This window comes from Shimia biformata, from assembly GCF_016888515.1.
Taxonomy (GTDB): Bacteria; Pseudomonadota; Alphaproteobacteria; order Rhodobacterales; family Rhodobacteraceae; genus Shimia_A; species Shimia_A biformata.
In genome coordinates this window covers 312,038-325,862 of the sequence record NZ_JAFEJK010000001.1, presented here as the reverse complement: position 1 = coordinate 325,862, position 13,825 = coordinate 312,038, and the positions used below count along the sequence as shown (strand labels likewise).

Annotated in this window: 11 protein-coding genes; 9 read left to right on the top strand and 2 right to left on the bottom strand. The window is 60.5% G+C overall.

Annotated elements, in window-relative coordinates; all coding sequences use genetic code 11:
- Nucleotides 1-47: 47 nt before the first annotated feature.
- From JQ863_RS01440 to infB, 9 genes are all read left to right on the top strand, one after another.
- Nucleotides 48-1,046, top strand: coding sequence for an ABC transporter permease (locus tag JQ863_RS01440; RefSeq protein WP_204112555.1), 999 nt, complete (start codon nt 48-50; stop codon nt 1,044-1,046).
- Nucleotides 1,043-2,242, top strand: coding sequence for an ABC transporter permease (locus JQ863_RS01435; protein WP_204112554.1), 1,200 nt, complete (start codon nt 1,043-1,045; stop codon nt 2,240-2,242). Before JQ863_RS01440 ends, JQ863_RS01435 begins: the two co-directional genes overlap by 4 nt.
- Nucleotides 2,239-3,888, top strand: a complete 1,650-nt coding sequence (locus JQ863_RS01430; protein WP_204112553.1) for an ABC transporter ATP-binding protein — start codon at nt 2,239-2,241, stop codon at nt 3,886-3,888. Before JQ863_RS01435 ends, JQ863_RS01430 begins: the two co-directional genes overlap by 4 nt.
- A gap of 59 nt (nt 3,889-3,947) precedes the next feature.
- Entirely contained in the window at nt 3,948-5,492 is a 1,545-nt protein-coding gene (locus JQ863_RS01425; RefSeq protein WP_204112552.1) for an ABC transporter substrate-binding protein, read from the top strand.
- Nucleotides 5,493-5,590: 98 nt separating this feature from the next.
- Nucleotides 5,591-6,214 carry a CDGSH iron-sulfur domain-containing protein gene (locus tag JQ863_RS01420; RefSeq protein WP_204112551.1) on the top strand — a complete coding sequence of 208 codons (624 nt, stop codon included), beginning with the start codon at nt 5,591-5,593 and terminating at the stop codon, nt 6,212-6,214.
- A gap of 135 nt (nt 6,215-6,349) precedes the next feature.
- Nucleotides 6,350-6,937: a ribosome maturation factor RimP gene (gene rimP / locus JQ863_RS01415; protein WP_204112550.1), complete on the top strand. Its 588-nt coding sequence runs from the start codon at nt 6,350-6,352 to the stop codon at nt 6,935-6,937.
- Between the two features lie 4 nt (nt 6,938-6,941).
- The gene (nusA, locus tag JQ863_RS01410; protein ID WP_204112549.1) at nt 6,942-8,579 is read left to right on the top strand and encodes a transcription termination factor NusA; all 1,638 of its coding nucleotides are present in this window, start codon (nt 6,942-6,944) and stop codon (nt 8,577-8,579) included.
- Nucleotides 8,580-8,602: 23 nt separating this feature from the next.
- Nucleotides 8,603-9,235 (top strand): RNA-binding protein, encoded by a 633-nt coding sequence (locus tag JQ863_RS01405; RefSeq protein ID WP_204112548.1) that lies wholly within the window; start codon nt 8,603-8,605, stop codon nt 9,233-9,235.
- Nucleotides 9,232-11,733 carry a translation initiation factor IF-2 gene (gene infB, locus JQ863_RS01400; RefSeq protein ID WP_204112547.1) on the top strand — a complete coding sequence of 834 codons (2,502 nt, stop codon included), beginning with the start codon at nt 9,232-9,234 and terminating at the stop codon, nt 11,731-11,733. The genes JQ863_RS01405 and infB overlap by 4 nt, the downstream gene beginning before the upstream one ends.
- A gap of 389 nt (nt 11,734-12,122) precedes the next feature.
- Here the strand turns inward: infB and JQ863_RS01395 are convergent, their stop codons facing one another.
- The gene (locus JQ863_RS01395; RefSeq protein WP_204112546.1) at nt 12,123-12,521 is read right to left on the bottom strand and encodes a (deoxy)nucleoside triphosphate pyrophosphohydrolase; all 399 of its coding nucleotides are present in this window, start codon (nt 12,519-12,521) and stop codon (nt 12,123-12,125) included.
- A 71-nt stretch (nt 12,522-12,592) separates the two neighbouring features.
- Nucleotides 12,593-13,822 carry a bifunctional glutamate N-acetyltransferase/amino-acid acetyltransferase ArgJ gene (gene argJ / locus JQ863_RS01390; protein WP_204112545.1) on the bottom strand — a complete coding sequence of 410 codons (1,230 nt, stop codon included), beginning with the start codon at nt 13,820-13,822 and terminating at the stop codon, nt 12,593-12,595.
- Nucleotides 13,823-13,825: the final 3 nt, after the last annotated feature.

Genomic DNA, 13,825 nt, shown 5'->3' with positions numbered 1-13,825 from the left:
GCCGCTAACCTTTAGTGAAAACAGATAAAACCAACAGGTGAGGGCAATTGACCTCAATCTTACGGATCATAGCCCAGCGGCTTTTGCTGGGCATTTTGACCCTGTTTGTCGTGTCGATCGTGATCTTTACAGCGGTCAACATGCTTCCCGGAGACTTTGCGCAACTGATCCTTGGTCAGGGTGCAACGCCTGAAGCGGTTGAAGCGATCCGCAAGGACCTGGGACTCGATCAGCCGCCGATCACGCGATACTTCCAGTGGCTTGCGTCTGCGCTTCAGGGTGACCTGGGCAACAGTTTCGCGCAGGCCAACTTCGCCAGTTTCGTCGGTGCAGACGGGTCCACCAACATGGCGTCGGTGGCGGCGCAGATTGCCCCCAGGTTCGAAAACACGCTTTTCCTGGCCGGGGTGACGGCACTGATCGCCGTGCCGTTTTCGCTTTTCCTTGGCATCCTGGCTGCGCTTTACCGCAACTCGATCTTTGACCGCGCGACCAACATCCTGACCTTGTCGTCAATCTCGTCGCCTGAGTTCTTCCTGGCCTATATCTTGATCCTGTTCCTGGCGGTTCTGAACCCGATCCTGCCGTCCCTGTCGAACATCTATGCCGACATGCCCTTTGACGAGCGGTTGACACGCACCCTGTTGCCGGCACTGACGCTAACCTTGGTGGTGACCGCGCATATGATGCGCATGACACGCGCGGCGATCATCAACCTTCTGGCATCGCCTTACATCGAGATGGCGCGGCTCAAGGGCATTTCTCCGATGCGGGTGATCGTAAAGCACGCGCTGCCCAATGCGCTGGCGCCGATCATCAACGTGGTGGCACTGAACCTTGCCTATCTGATCACTGGCGTCGTGGTGGTTGAAGTGGTGTTTGTCTATCCCGGCATCGGCCAGCTGTTCGTCGACAGCGTGAAAATCCGTGACATCCCCGTGGTGCAGGCCTGCTGCCTGATCTTCGCCACCGCCTATATTCTTCTGAACCTGACCGCCGATATTCTGTCAATCATCAGTAACCCGCGGCTGAGGCACCCGAAATGAGTATCTGGCTGACTCTCATCCTTGGTCTTCTGGCCATCGCCGCCGGTGGCTGGCTGTTCCGCTTTGCCGGACAGAAGATCACCGGTGACGCGCCCAGGTTCCGCGACATGCCCTACGGCGTCGCCTTTGGGTATGTGTTCGGAGCTGTGATCGTCGTCTGGCTGGCATGGGCCTACTGGCTGTCGCGATCGGCTGACCCGGCCGTGGCGAATAAGTATTTCTTCCTCGGCAAGGCGATCGAGGGGCTGATCCTGTTTGCCATCGCCGCATGGCTGTTCCGGCTTCTTGGGCGCTCGGTCGGCACCGAAGGTACAAAAAAGCTGTTTCGCTCGATGCCGCTGACGGCGTCTTTCGGCATCCTGATGATCCTGATCTATGCCTTTGTCGCGATCTTTGCCGGCGCGCTGGCCCCCTTTGGTCAGGAAGAAGTGCTGGCGCAGGCCAATGTCGTGCCGGGGGGTGATCCCGCCATGGGCGGCAACCCGGACTATCCGCTGGGCACTGACCAGATCGGCCGCGATATCCTGTCACGTCTAATCTATGGCGCACAGAACACCGTGGGGATTGCGTTTATCACCACATGTCTTGCCTTTTTCATCGGCGGAACGCTGGGTTTCCTCGCCGCAACGCTGCAAGGCTGGCTGGACCAGGTTCTGAGCCGCGCAGTGGATGTCCTGATGGCGATCCCGTCTCTGATCTTTGCGCTTTTGTTGATGACAATTGCCAGCGCCTGGGCCGGGTCCGAGAAATGGCTTCTGACCGTTTACATGGTCATCATCATCGCTGTGATCGACTCGACCCGCGTGTTCCGTCTGGCACGGGCCGTCGGGCTGAACATCGTTGTGATGGACTATATCGAGGCCGCGAAATTGCGGGGCGAGGGGCTGGGCTACCTGATCTTCAAGGAGATCCTGCCGAACGCAACCGCACCGCTTCTCGCCGAGTTCGGGTTGCGGTTCTGTTTCGTGTTCCTGACCATTGCCTCGCTGTCCTTCCTTGGTGTCGGTATCCAGCCACCCTTGGCCGATTGGGGCACGATGGTGCGTGACCTTGCACAGTTCATCAATTTCGCGGTCTTCGCGCCGCAGGTCGCGTCGGCACCTCTGCTTGCGGCGGGCGCGATCGCCTTGCTGACCGTGGCGGTGAATTTCGTTGTCGACTGGATGCTGCACAAATCGTCGGGGCTGAAGGAATGAGTGATCTGCTTCTCAAAGTCCGTGGCCTGAAGATCGAAGGCCGGTCCGAAGAGACCTGGAACCAGATCGTCAATGGTGTCGACCTTGACCTGAACAAGGGCGAAGTACTTGGCCTGATCGGGGAATCTGGTGCGGGCAAGTCGACCGTGGGCCTTGCCACGATGGGGTTTACCCGCGATGGCTGTCGCATTTCTGCGGGGTCGGTCGAGTTTGACGGGATCGACCTTGTGAATGCCTCGGCCAAGGTAAAGCGGGGGCTTCTGGGCAAACGGATTGCCTATGTCGCGCAATCGGCGGCTGCGTCGTTCAACCCTGCCCATCGGCTGATCGACCAGCATAGCGAAGGCCCGGTGCAGCATGGTGTGATGAGCCGGTCGGACTCGGAAGCTGACGGGATCGAGCTGTACCGCAAGCTGCGCCTGCCCAACCCCGAGCAGATCGGCTTCCGTTACCCGCATCAGGTGTCGGGTGGTCAGTTGCAGAGGGCGATGACGGCGATGGCCATGTCCTGCCGCCCTGACCTGATTATCTTCGATGAACCGACGACGGCGCTGGATGTCACAACTCAGATCGAGGTGCTGGCGTCGATCCGCCAGATCGTCGAGGAATACGACACCGCTGCGATCTATATCACGCACGACTTGGCCGTGGTTGCGCAGATGGCGGACAAGATCAAGGTGCTGCTGAAAGGCGATGAGGTCGAAGAGGCCGATACCCGCACCATGCTGTCCGACCCGAAAGAGGATTACACCAAGTCGCTGTGGGCAGTACGCAGCTTCAAGCGCCCGCAGAAACCCGCCGTGAATACCGGCGCGACCCCGGTGGTTTCGGTCCAGAACGTGACCGCCGCCTATGGCACCCAGCCGGTGCTGTTCGACGTGAGTTTCGACATTCACGAGGCCCGCACCGTGGCGGTTGTGGGTGAGTCCGGGTCCGGCAAATCGACGACGGCGCGCTGTATTACGGGGCTTCTGCCACCAAAACAGGGGCATATCGAGTTCGACGGGCAAGCTCTGCCGCTGGACTATCGCAAGCGGAACAAGGACCAGCTTCGTCAGGCACAGATGATCTATCAGATGGCCGACACCGCGCTGAACCCGCGCAAGACGATCGGTGAGCTGATCGGGCGTCCGGTGCAGTTCTACCTTGGTCTGTCCGGAAAGGAAAAACGCCGCCGGGTCGAGGAACTTCTGGACCAGATCGAGCTTGAGCCAAGCCAGTATATCAACCGCCTGCCATCGGAACTGTCGGGCGGCCAGAAGCAGCGGATCGGCATTGCCCGCGCGTTGGCCGCCGAACCGAAGTTTATTATCTGCGACGAGGTCACATCGGCATTGGACCAACTGGTCGCCGAGGGCATCCTGAAACTTCTGGCACGGCTGCAGGACGATCTGGGCCTCAGCTATATGTTCATCACCCATGACCTTGCTACGGTGCGGTCCATCGCTGACGAAGTTGTGGTGATGAAGGACGGGCGCGTGGTTGAACAGGGACCAAAGACAGAGATGTTCCAGCCCCCGCACCATGCCTACACCGATCTCTTGCTCAGTTCGGTGCCGGAGATGGACCCGGATTGGCTGACAAATCTGCTGAACGAGCGTGGAGTTGATAACATCGGTGACGCCGCTGTTGATAAGATGACATGAGAATCGCCCGAGATAGGGCGACACAAGGGACAAGAACCCAAACAACAAGGGAGTATGATATGACCAGAATTAGCAGACGCGGATTGCTTCGCACCGGCGCGGCCGCTGGTGTGCTTGCCGCCACCGGCCTGCCGCTGCGCGCGGCGCCGAAACGTGGTGGTAAGCTGCGAGCGGGGCTTTCGGGCGCCAACACCTCGGACAGCTGGGATGGACGCACCCATTCCGACCTATTCATGATCGCATCGGCGCAAGGCACGGTGTTTGACAGCCTGACTATGGTGGCGGCGGACGGGTCGCTTCAGGGCGAACTGGCGGAAAGCTGGGAAGCCAGCGCCGACGCCAAGACCTGGACTTTCAACCTGCGTCAGGGTGTGACTTTCCACAACGGCAAGGCCTTTGGTGCCGACGACGTGATCGAGTCGCTGAACCTACACACTGCAGAAGGTGCGAAATCGGCGGCAAAACCCATCGTTTCGGCCATCACCGAGATGAAGAAGGTCACCGACCATCAGGTCATGTTCACGCTGGAAAACGGCAACGCCGACTTCCCCTATCTGATGTCGGACTATCACATCCTGATGTATCCGGCGGGTCAGATCGAAGAAGCCATCGCCAAGGGCATCGGCACTGGTCTTTATGCCGTGACCTCGTTCGAGCCGGGCGTGCGCATGACCGCGAAGCGCTATGATGGCCACTACAAAGGTGACAGCGCCGGTTTCTTCGACGAGGTCGAGTATATCGCGATCAACGACAATACCGCCCGGATGAACGCGCTGATGACCGGGCAGGTGGACGCGATCAACCGGATCGACTTCAAGACCGAGGCATTGCTGCGGGCGAACCCGAACATCGCGATCCAGGAAGTGACCGGCAACCAGCACTATACCTTCCCGATGCTGTCCAAGACGGCACCGTTCAATGACGTGAACGTGCGCCGCGCGCTGAAATACGGCGTCAACCGTCAGGAAATGGTCGACAAGATCCTGCAAGGCCACGGTCAGGTCGGCAACGACACGCCCATCGGTCCAGCCAACCAGTATTATGCCGGCGACATGGAGCAGCTGGAATACGATCCCGACAAGGCCAAGTTCTACATGAAAGAGGCCGGGCTCGATTCGATCGACATCGACTTGTCGGCGTCCTCGGCGGCGTTCGAAGGTGCGGTGGACGCGGCGCAGCTTTATCAGGCTTCGGCCAAAGGTGCGGGCATCAACATCAACGTGGTTCAGGAACCGGCGGACGGTTACTGGTCGAACGTCTGGCTCAAGAAACCGTGGTGCGCCTGCTACTGGTCGGGTCGCGCGACCGAGGACTGGATGTTCTCGACCGCATACGAGGCCGGCGCGCCCTGGAACGACAGCCAGTGGGATCACCCGCGCTTCCAGGAGCTGCTGCTTTCGGCTCGTGCCGAGCTGGATTCCGGCAAGCGGCGCGAGCAATACCGCGAGATGCAGGAAATCCTGCGGACCGACGGTGCCGTGATCGTGCCGATGTTCGCCAACTACGTTCAGGCGATCTCGACCAAGCTGGAAACCCCGGAAACCGTGGGCAACCTCTGGCAGATGGACAACGGCCGCATGGCGGAACGCTGGTGGTTCAGCTAAGCGACGCTGCTTGAACGACATGGAAACGCCCCGCCATTTGGTGGGGCGTTTTTCTTTTTGGCCGGGCGCACTAGGTGGGTTGGACAGGGAGGTGCCAGATGACCGAAAAACCAACCATCGAAGAACGTGAAAACGGCCCGCTTGTGGTCAAGGGATTGACCCGCCTGATCGGACCCGATGGAACGGAATACGAGACCAAGCCGGTCATGGCCCTTTGTCGATGTGGGCATTCCAAGAACAAGCCGTTTTGCGACGGTTCGCACAATGACGCCGGTTTCAAAAGCCGCGGCGGAACACCAGCGGGCATTGACCGCGTGTTGGTGTATGAGGGGGCGGATGTGTCGGTCTCGTTCAACCCGCGGCTTTGCGCGCATGCCGCCGAGTGCGCCCGGATCGCGCCAACGGTTTTTGACGCTTCCCGCAAACCCTGGGTTCAGCCGAACAACGGCAGCGTGGATGACATTCGCGAAGTGATCGCCGCCTGCCCCTCTGGGGCATTGGCCATCGTGACCGAAAGCGGCCCGCAGCATCTTGGCAAGAACGGGCCGCAGATCGAGGTCATGGACGACGGGCCCTATTGTGTCAGTGGCGTCGAACACCCCGCCCAGGCACCGGGTGAGGCGGCAGCGAAAACCAAGTTTGTGCTATGCCGCTGCGGATTGTCCGGCAACAAACCTTATTGCGATGGAACCCACCACGACAAAGGCTGGACCGCCGACTAGGCGATTCCCCTTGCAGACTCGGCCCATCCCGCATATATCCCCCTCAACAGCGATGTGCTGGGGTCCAAACCCGGCGCACACCGGATACGACGCGACGGGCCGCTGGCCCGTTTTTTTGTGCTTGGACGAAACGATATGAATGACCTGATTGCCAAGGCCGCCATCGACCGCCGCATGGCCGAGATCATCACTCCGGTGATCGAGGACATGGGGTTCGAACTGGTGCGCGTGCGGCTGATGGGCGGCAAGACCGCGACCCTGCAAATCATGGCCGAGCGGCCTGAGGGCGGGATCGAGGTCGACGAATGTGCCCGGATCTCGAATGCGGTCAGCGCGGTTCTGGATGTCGAGGACCCGATTGCCGACGCCTACAACCTTGAGGTCTCAAGCCCCGGTATCGATCGACCGCTGACCCGGCTCAAGGATTTCGAGACCTTCGAAGGTTATGAGGCCAAACTTGAAACCGCCGATCTGGTCGGTGGGCAGAAGCGCTTCAAGGGCGTTCTGGCCGGGGTCGAGGGCGACGAGGTGCTGATCAATATCGAGGGCGCCGATAAGGAAGAGGTCACCGTGGGCCTGAAATTCGACTGGTTGGCCGAGGCCAAGCTGGTCCTGACAGATGAACTGATCACCGAGATGCTGCGCCAGCGCAAGGCCGCCGGCAACATCGACGAATCCCAATTTGACGAGATTGAAACCGACACCGGTTCCGAGGAGGACTGAGAACATGGCAATTACTTCCGCAAACCAGCTGGAGCTGTTGCAAACCGCCGAGGCCGTGGCCCGCGAAAAGATGATCGACCCCGGTCTGGTGGTCGAAGCGATGGAAGAGTCGCTCGCCCGTGCCGCCAAGTCGCGTTATGGCGCCGAGATGGACATCCGTGTGTCGATCGACCGTCGCACCGGCAAGGCCACCTTTACCCGCGTGCGCACCGTTGTCGACGAGGAAGAGCTTGAGAACTATCAGGCCGAGTTCACTGTCGAACAGGCCAAGCAATACATGGACGACCCCAAGGTCGGCGACCAGTTCATCGAAGAAATCCCGCCGGTCGAACTGGGCCGGATCGCGGCACAGTCGGCCAAGCAGGTAATCCTGCAGAAGGTCCGCGAAGCCGAACGCGACCGCCAGTTTGCCGAGTTCGAGGACCGCATCGGCACCATCATCAACGGTGTCGTCAAGCGTGAGGAATATGGCAACGTCATCGTTGACGTGGGCCGTGGCGAAGCGATCCTGCGCCGCAACGAGAAGATTGGCCGCGAAAGCTATCGTCCGAACGACCGTATCCGCTGCTACATCAAGGATGTCCGCCGCGAGACCCGTGGCCCGCAGATTTTCCTGTCGCGCACCGCGCCGGAATTCATGGCCGAACTGTTCAAGATGGAAGTGCCGGAAATCTATGACGGCATCATCGAGATCAAGGCCGTGGCCCGTGATCCCGGTTCGCGCGCCAAGATCGCCGTGATTTCCTATGACGGTTCGATCGACCCGGTCGGTGCCTGTGTCGGTATGCGCGGCAGCCGCGTTCAGGCCGTCGTGAACGAACTTCAGGGCGAGAAGATCGACATTATCCCGTGGAACGAGGATCAGCCCACCTTCCTTGTTAACGCGCTGCAACCGGCGGAAGTCACCAAGGTTGTTCTGGATGAAGAAGCCGGCAAGATCGAGGTTGTGGTTCCCGAGGAACAACTGTCGCTGGCTATCGGCCGCCGCGGTCAGAACGTGCGTCTGGCGTCGCAGCTGACCGGTCTGGACATCGACATCATGACCGAAGAAGAGGAATCGGCGCGTCGTCAGAAAGAATTTGAGGAACGCACCGGCCTGTTCATGGAAACGCTGGATCTGGACGAATTCTTCGCCCAGCTTCTGGTCTCGGAAGGTTTCGCGACTCTGGAAGAAGTCGCTTATGTCGAACTGGATGAGCTTCTGGTCATCGACGGCGTGGACGAAGACACCGCGAACGAGCTTCAGGCCCGTGCGCGCGACTTCATCGAAGAACAGAACCGCAAGGCGCTGGAAGCGGCCCGCGATCTGGGCGTCGAGGACAGCCTTGTCAACTTCGAGGGTCTGACCCCGCAGATGATCGAGGCGCTGGCCAAGGACGGCGTGCTGACGCTGGAAGATTTCGCAACCTGCGCTGACTGGGAACTGGCCGGTGGCTGGACCACGGTCGACGGCGAACGCACCAAGGATGACGGCATTCTGGAACCCTTCGGCCTGTCGCTGGAAGAAGCGCAGGACATGGTTATGACCGCGCGTATCGTTCTGGGCTGGGTTGATCCGGCCGAGCTTGAAGCCGAAGCCGAGGAAGAGGCCGGCGAGGAAGCGGAAGGCGAAGAAGAACAGCAGCAGGAGGCCGGGGCCTGATCTCAGGCCCCGAGGGCTTGGCGATGGGGCGCGGCGGACGCACCAAGGACCACGTGGAAGGTCCCGAACGCAAGTGCATTGCAACGGGTGAGGTGCGCCCGGTGCAATACATGGTGCGGTTCGTGGTCGGACCCGATGGCCAGATCTTTGCCGATACGATGGGCAAGCTGCCCGGACGCGGCATCTGGGTCTCGGCGGATCGCGCTGCGATCGCGCTGGCGGCAAAGAAGAACCTGTTTTCGCGGGCGGCCAAGCAGCCCGTGACCGTGCCCGACGGCCTTGCCGACGCGGTCGAGGCGCAGATCGTGCGCCGTGTCGTGGATTTGATCAGCCTAGCGCGCAAGGCCGGTGATGCGGTGGCGGGCTATGAAAAGGTCAAAGACTGGCTGATGAAAGAAGAAGCCCGCGTGCTGATCCAGGCAAATGACGGATCGACGCGCGGGAAATCGAAACTGAGCACGCCCTACAAGGGCCATTACATCGGCTGGTTGACGGCAGATGAATTGGGTTTGGCATTTGGGCGACAAACTGTGATACATGCTGCGCTTGCGTCTGGCGGACTCACGCAGCGTGTTGTAGAGGAGGCCCAAAGACTGAAGGGTTTCCGCGAAATTGCGGTGGCAGGGGCCACCGGAAAGGGTAAGACGACTAGATGAGTGATAGTGACGGCAAAAAACCTCTGGGCCTGCGTGGTGGGCGTCCTGGCAACGTGAAGCAAAGCTTCAGCCACGGGCGGACCAAGAACGTGGTGGTTGAGACCAAGCGCAAGCGCGTTGTGGTGCCCAAGCCCGGTGCGTCCAAGCCAGCCGCAGGGTCGGCTTCGGGCGGCGCGCCCGGTGCCGGTAATCCCGCGCGCCGTCCCGCCGGTATCTCGGACGCCGAGATGGAACGCCGCCTGAAGGCATTGCAGGCAGCGAAAGCCCGCGAAGCCGAAGAAGCGGCCGCACGCGAAGCCGAGGAGAAGGCCCGCGCCGAAGAGCGTGAGCGTCGTCGCGCCGAGGCCGAGGCCAAGGAACGCGAACAACGCGAGTTGGAAGAGCGCGCGCGCCAGAAGGCCGAAGAGGATGAGCGCAAGAAGCGCGAGGAAGCGGAAGCTGCCAAGCGCGCGGCCGCTGAAGCGGCTGCAGCTGCTGCGCAACCGAAATCGGATGCTGCGCCAGCGCGCTCCGCGCCGGCCAAGACTGCTGCGCCCGCCCGTCGGCAGGAACGTGACGATCGTCAGAACCGTGGGCCCAAAGGTGGCCGCGATGACGGCCGTCGCTCGGGCAAGCTGACGCTGAACCAGGCGCTATCAGGTGAAGGTGGCCGCCAGAAATCGCTGGCTTCAATGAAGCGCAAGCAGGAACGCGCGCGTCAGAAGGCGATGGGCGGTCAGGTTGAGCGTGAAAAGGTCATTCGTGACGTCCAGCTGCCAGAAGCCATCGTGGTGTCCGAGCTGGCCAACCGCATGGCGGAACGTGTCGCTGACGTGGTCAAGGAACTCATGAAAATGGGGATGATGGTCACGCAGAACCAGACCATCGACGCCGACACCGCTGAACTGATTATCGAGGAATTCGGCCACAACGTCGTCCGCGTGTCGGATGCCGACGTCGAGGATGTGATCTCGGATGTGGAGGACAAGGACGAGGACATGGAACCGCGTCCGCCCGTCATCACGATCATGGGCCACGTCGACCACGGCAAGACCTCGCTTCTGGATGCGATCCGCGACGCCAAGGTTGTTGCGGGCGAGGCCGGCGGCATTACCCAGCATATCGGCGCCTATCAGGTTACGACCGACAATGGTGCGGTGCTGACCTTCCTCGATACACCGGGCCACGCGGCCTTTACTTCGATGCGGTCGCGCGGTGCGCAGGTCACCGATATCGTGGTTCTGGTGGTGGCGGCCGATGACTCGGTCATGCCGCAGACGATCGAGGCGATCAACCACGCCAAGGCCGCCAAGGTGCCGATGATCGTGGCGATCAACAAGATCGACAAGCCCGCCGCAGACCCGAACAAGGTGCGCGCGGAACTGCTGCAACACGAGGTCATCGTCGAGCAGATGTCCGGTGAAGTGCAGGATGTCGAAGTGTCGGCACTGACTGGTCAGGGCCTGGATGAATTGCTGGAAGCCATCGCGCTTCAGGCGGAAATCCTGGAACTGAAAGCGAACCCCAACCGTGCCGCACAGGGTGCCGTGATCGAGGCCCAGCTGGATGTTGGCCGCGGTCCCGTCGCAACCGTTCTGGTCGAGAAGGGCACGCTGCGCCAAGGCGATATCTTTGTTGTGGGCGAGCAATACGGTAAGGTCCGGGCTCTTATCAACGACAAGGGCGAGCGCGTCGAAGAAGCGGGTCCGTCGGTTCCGGTCGAGGTTCTGGGTCTGAACGGTACACCTGAAGCGGGTGACGTTCTGAACGTGACCGAAACCGAAGCGCAGGCGCGCGAGATCGCCGCCTATCGTGAACAGGTCGCCAAGGACAAACGCGCCGCTGCCGGTGCTGCCACCACGCTGGAACAGTTGATGGCAAAGGCCAAGGAAGACGAGAATGTTTCCGAACTTCCGATCCTTGTGAAGGCCGACGTGCAGGGTTCCGCCGAAGCGATCGTTCAGGCGATGGAGAAGATCGGCAACGATGAAGTGCGCGTGCGCGTGCTGCATTCGGGTGTTGGGGCCATTACCGAAACCGATGTCGGCCTCGCCGAAGCATCAGGCGCCCCGATCATGGGCTTCAACGTCCGTGCCAATGCCTCGGCGCGCAACACCGCCAACCAGAAGGGTGTCGAGATCCGTTACTATTCGGTGATCTATGACCTTGTGGATGACGTGAAAGCTGCCGCTTCAGGTCTGCTGAGTGCCGAGATCAAGGAAAACTTCATCGGTTACGCCGAGATCAAGGATGTCTTCAAGGTCTCGAACGTCGGCAAGGTCGCAGGCTGTCTGGTGACCGAAGGCGTTGCCCGCCGCTCGGCTGGCGTTCGCCTGCTGCGCGACAACGTGGTGATCCACGAAGGCACGCTGAAAACGCTCAAACGCTTCAAGGATGAAGTGGCCGAGGTTCAATCGGGTCAGGAATGCGGTATGGCATTCGAAAACTACGACGATATCCGCCCCGGCGACGTGATCGAGATCTTCGAGCGCGAGGAAGTGACCCGCACGCTGGACTGATCCGCGTCACACGGCAGTCAGAGAATAAGAGAGGGGACCGCATAGCGGTCCCCTTTTAGTTTCCGTGAGCATTTTCTTGTTATTAACACGCCGAAATAGGCGTGCCCGAGTAAACCTGTCTTCCGACCCGGACAGCAATCCGTCCTCCTGGCAGCTTCTGCACAAAGATGCCCTGAACGGACACGCAACTGCCCAGCATAATCGTTCTCAACACGTCGAAATCCCCCTCCCAGTAGATTTGACCGTACTCTGGTGAAACGTGGCGATCATGGCAGTGATCGACATATTCACATTTTTGTTACCTTAAGGGCAAGCTGTGAAATTGGGCAATAAACTTTTTCAACTATGCGCAAAAAAGGGTGCTCGCGAAAAATCGGCGAGAAAAGCGACTACAGCCAATCTCGGATCATGGGGATCAACGGCACGTCGGCGGGTGGCATTTCGAAATTGCGCAGATCTTCTGGCCGGACCCATTTCAATGCCTGCCCCTCGCGAGAGGCTGGAATCCCTTCCCACTTGCGGCAGGCAAAAAGTGGCATCAGCAGGTGGAAGTCATCATAGGTGTGGGATGCGAAAGTCAGGGGTGCAAGACAGCTGGCCCAGGTGTCGATGCCCAATTCCTCTTGCAGTTCGCGGATCAGGGCTATTTCCGGAGTTTCGCCGGGTTCGACCTTGCCGCCGGGAAACTCCCACAGACCGGCCATGGACTTGCCTTCGGGACGCTGCGCGAGAAGCACGCGGCCATCGCGGTCGATCAGCAGGACGGCAGAAACAAGAACGGTTTTCATGGCACGCTTTCTTTTGCGCAGGACCGGGGGCTAGCCCCCGGACCCCCAAGGTATTTCAGGCAAGAGGAAAATTATGAACGGTAGTCGGCGTTGATCGAGATGTAACCGTGGGTCAGGTCGCAGGTCCAGACCGTCGACGCGCCATCACCAAGACCAAGATCGACGCCAATGACGATCTCTTGTTCCTTCATCAGCGCTGCACCCTGTTCTTCCTTGTAGGACGGCGAGACCCAGCCGTTTTCGGCAACCACGACGTCACCGAAGCGGATCGACAGAAGATCGCGGTCGGCGGCGGCGCCGGATTTGCCGATGGCCATGACGATGCGGCCCCAGTTCGGGTCTTCTCCCGCGATGGCGGTTTTCACAAGTGGCGAGTTGGCGATGGCCAGCGCGTGAGTGCGGGCATCGGCGTGGTTGGCGGCACCGGTCACGTTGATCTCGACAAACTTGGTGGCGCCTTCACCATCTTTGACGACCTGGTGCGCGAGATCCAGCATCACGCCATACAGCGCATCGCGGAAGGGGCCAACAGTATCGGTGACTTCGACGCCGCTGGTTCCGGTCGCGGCCATCAGCAGCGTGTCAGACGTCGACGTGTCGCTGTCCACGGTGATGTTATTGAAGGTGAGGTCGGTCAGTTCCGATAGCACCTGCTGCAGCACGGGACGGGTGACCTTGGCGTCGGTGAAGATGTAGACCAGCATCGTCGCCATGTCGGGTGCGATCATGCCTGACCCCTTGGCGATGCCCGCGATTTTCACTGGTTTGCCATTGATTTCAACGGTCGCCGTTGCGCCCTTGGCAAAGGTGTCAGTGGTGCGGATGCCCTCTGCGGCGTCCTTCAGCGCGTTGGGCGAAAGTGCTGCCTTCAACTCGTCCAGCTTGGCTGTGATGCGCTCGTGCTTGAGCGGCTCGCCGATTACGCCGGTTGAGGACGAGAACACCCGGCTTTCCGGCAGGTTCAGGCATTTTGCGACGGCGCTGGTTACCGCGCGGGTGGCCTCGATCCCGTTCTTGCCGGTGAAAGCATTGGCATTGCCCGCGTTCACGATGATCGCCGCGCCCGCGTCGCTGTCGCCGCCGATCTTGGCCTGGCAATCCAGCACTGGCGCCGCGCGGGTCGAGGACCGGGTAAACACGCCCGCCACCGTGCTGCCGGGAGCAAGGGCCATCAGTGTGACATCCTTGCGCCCCTGGTAGCGCACCCCGGCCTCGATCGAGGCAAAGGCCGCGCCTTCGATCACCGGGAGGTCGGGGAAAGACGCGGGGGCAAGCGGAGAGACGGACGTGATCTTGGCCATGAT

Coding starts and splice junctions, on each gene's coding strand:
- argJ (WP_204112545.1), bottom strand. CDS start 13,822: ATGGCCAAGATCACGTCCGTCTCTCCGCTTGCCCCCGCGTCTTTCCCC.
- JQ863_RS01420 (WP_204112551.1), top strand. CDS start 5,591: ATGACCGAAAAACCAACCATCGAAGAACGTGAAAACGGCCCGCTTGTG.
- JQ863_RS01425 (WP_204112552.1), top strand. CDS start 3,948: ATGACCAGAATTAGCAGACGCGGATTGCTTCGCACCGGCGCGGCCGCT.
- JQ863_RS01405 (WP_204112548.1), top strand. CDS start 8,603: ATGGGGCGCGGCGGACGCACCAAGGACCACGTGGAAGGTCCCGAACGC.
- infB (WP_204112547.1), top strand. CDS start 9,232: ATGAGTGATAGTGACGGCAAAAAACCTCTGGGCCTGCGTGGTGGGCGT.
- nusA (WP_204112549.1), top strand. CDS start 6,942: ATGGCAATTACTTCCGCAAACCAGCTGGAGCTGTTGCAAACCGCCGAG.
- rimP (WP_204112550.1), top strand. CDS start 6,350: ATGAATGACCTGATTGCCAAGGCCGCCATCGACCGCCGCATGGCCGAG.
- JQ863_RS01395 (WP_204112546.1), bottom strand. CDS start 12,521: ATGAAAACCGTTCTTGTTTCTGCCGTCCTGCTGATCGACCGCGATGGC.
- JQ863_RS01435 (WP_204112554.1), top strand. CDS start 1,043: ATGAGTATCTGGCTGACTCTCATCCTTGGTCTTCTGGCCATCGCCGCC.
- JQ863_RS01430 (WP_204112553.1), top strand. CDS start 2,239: ATGAGTGATCTGCTTCTCAAAGTCCGTGGCCTGAAGATCGAAGGCCGG.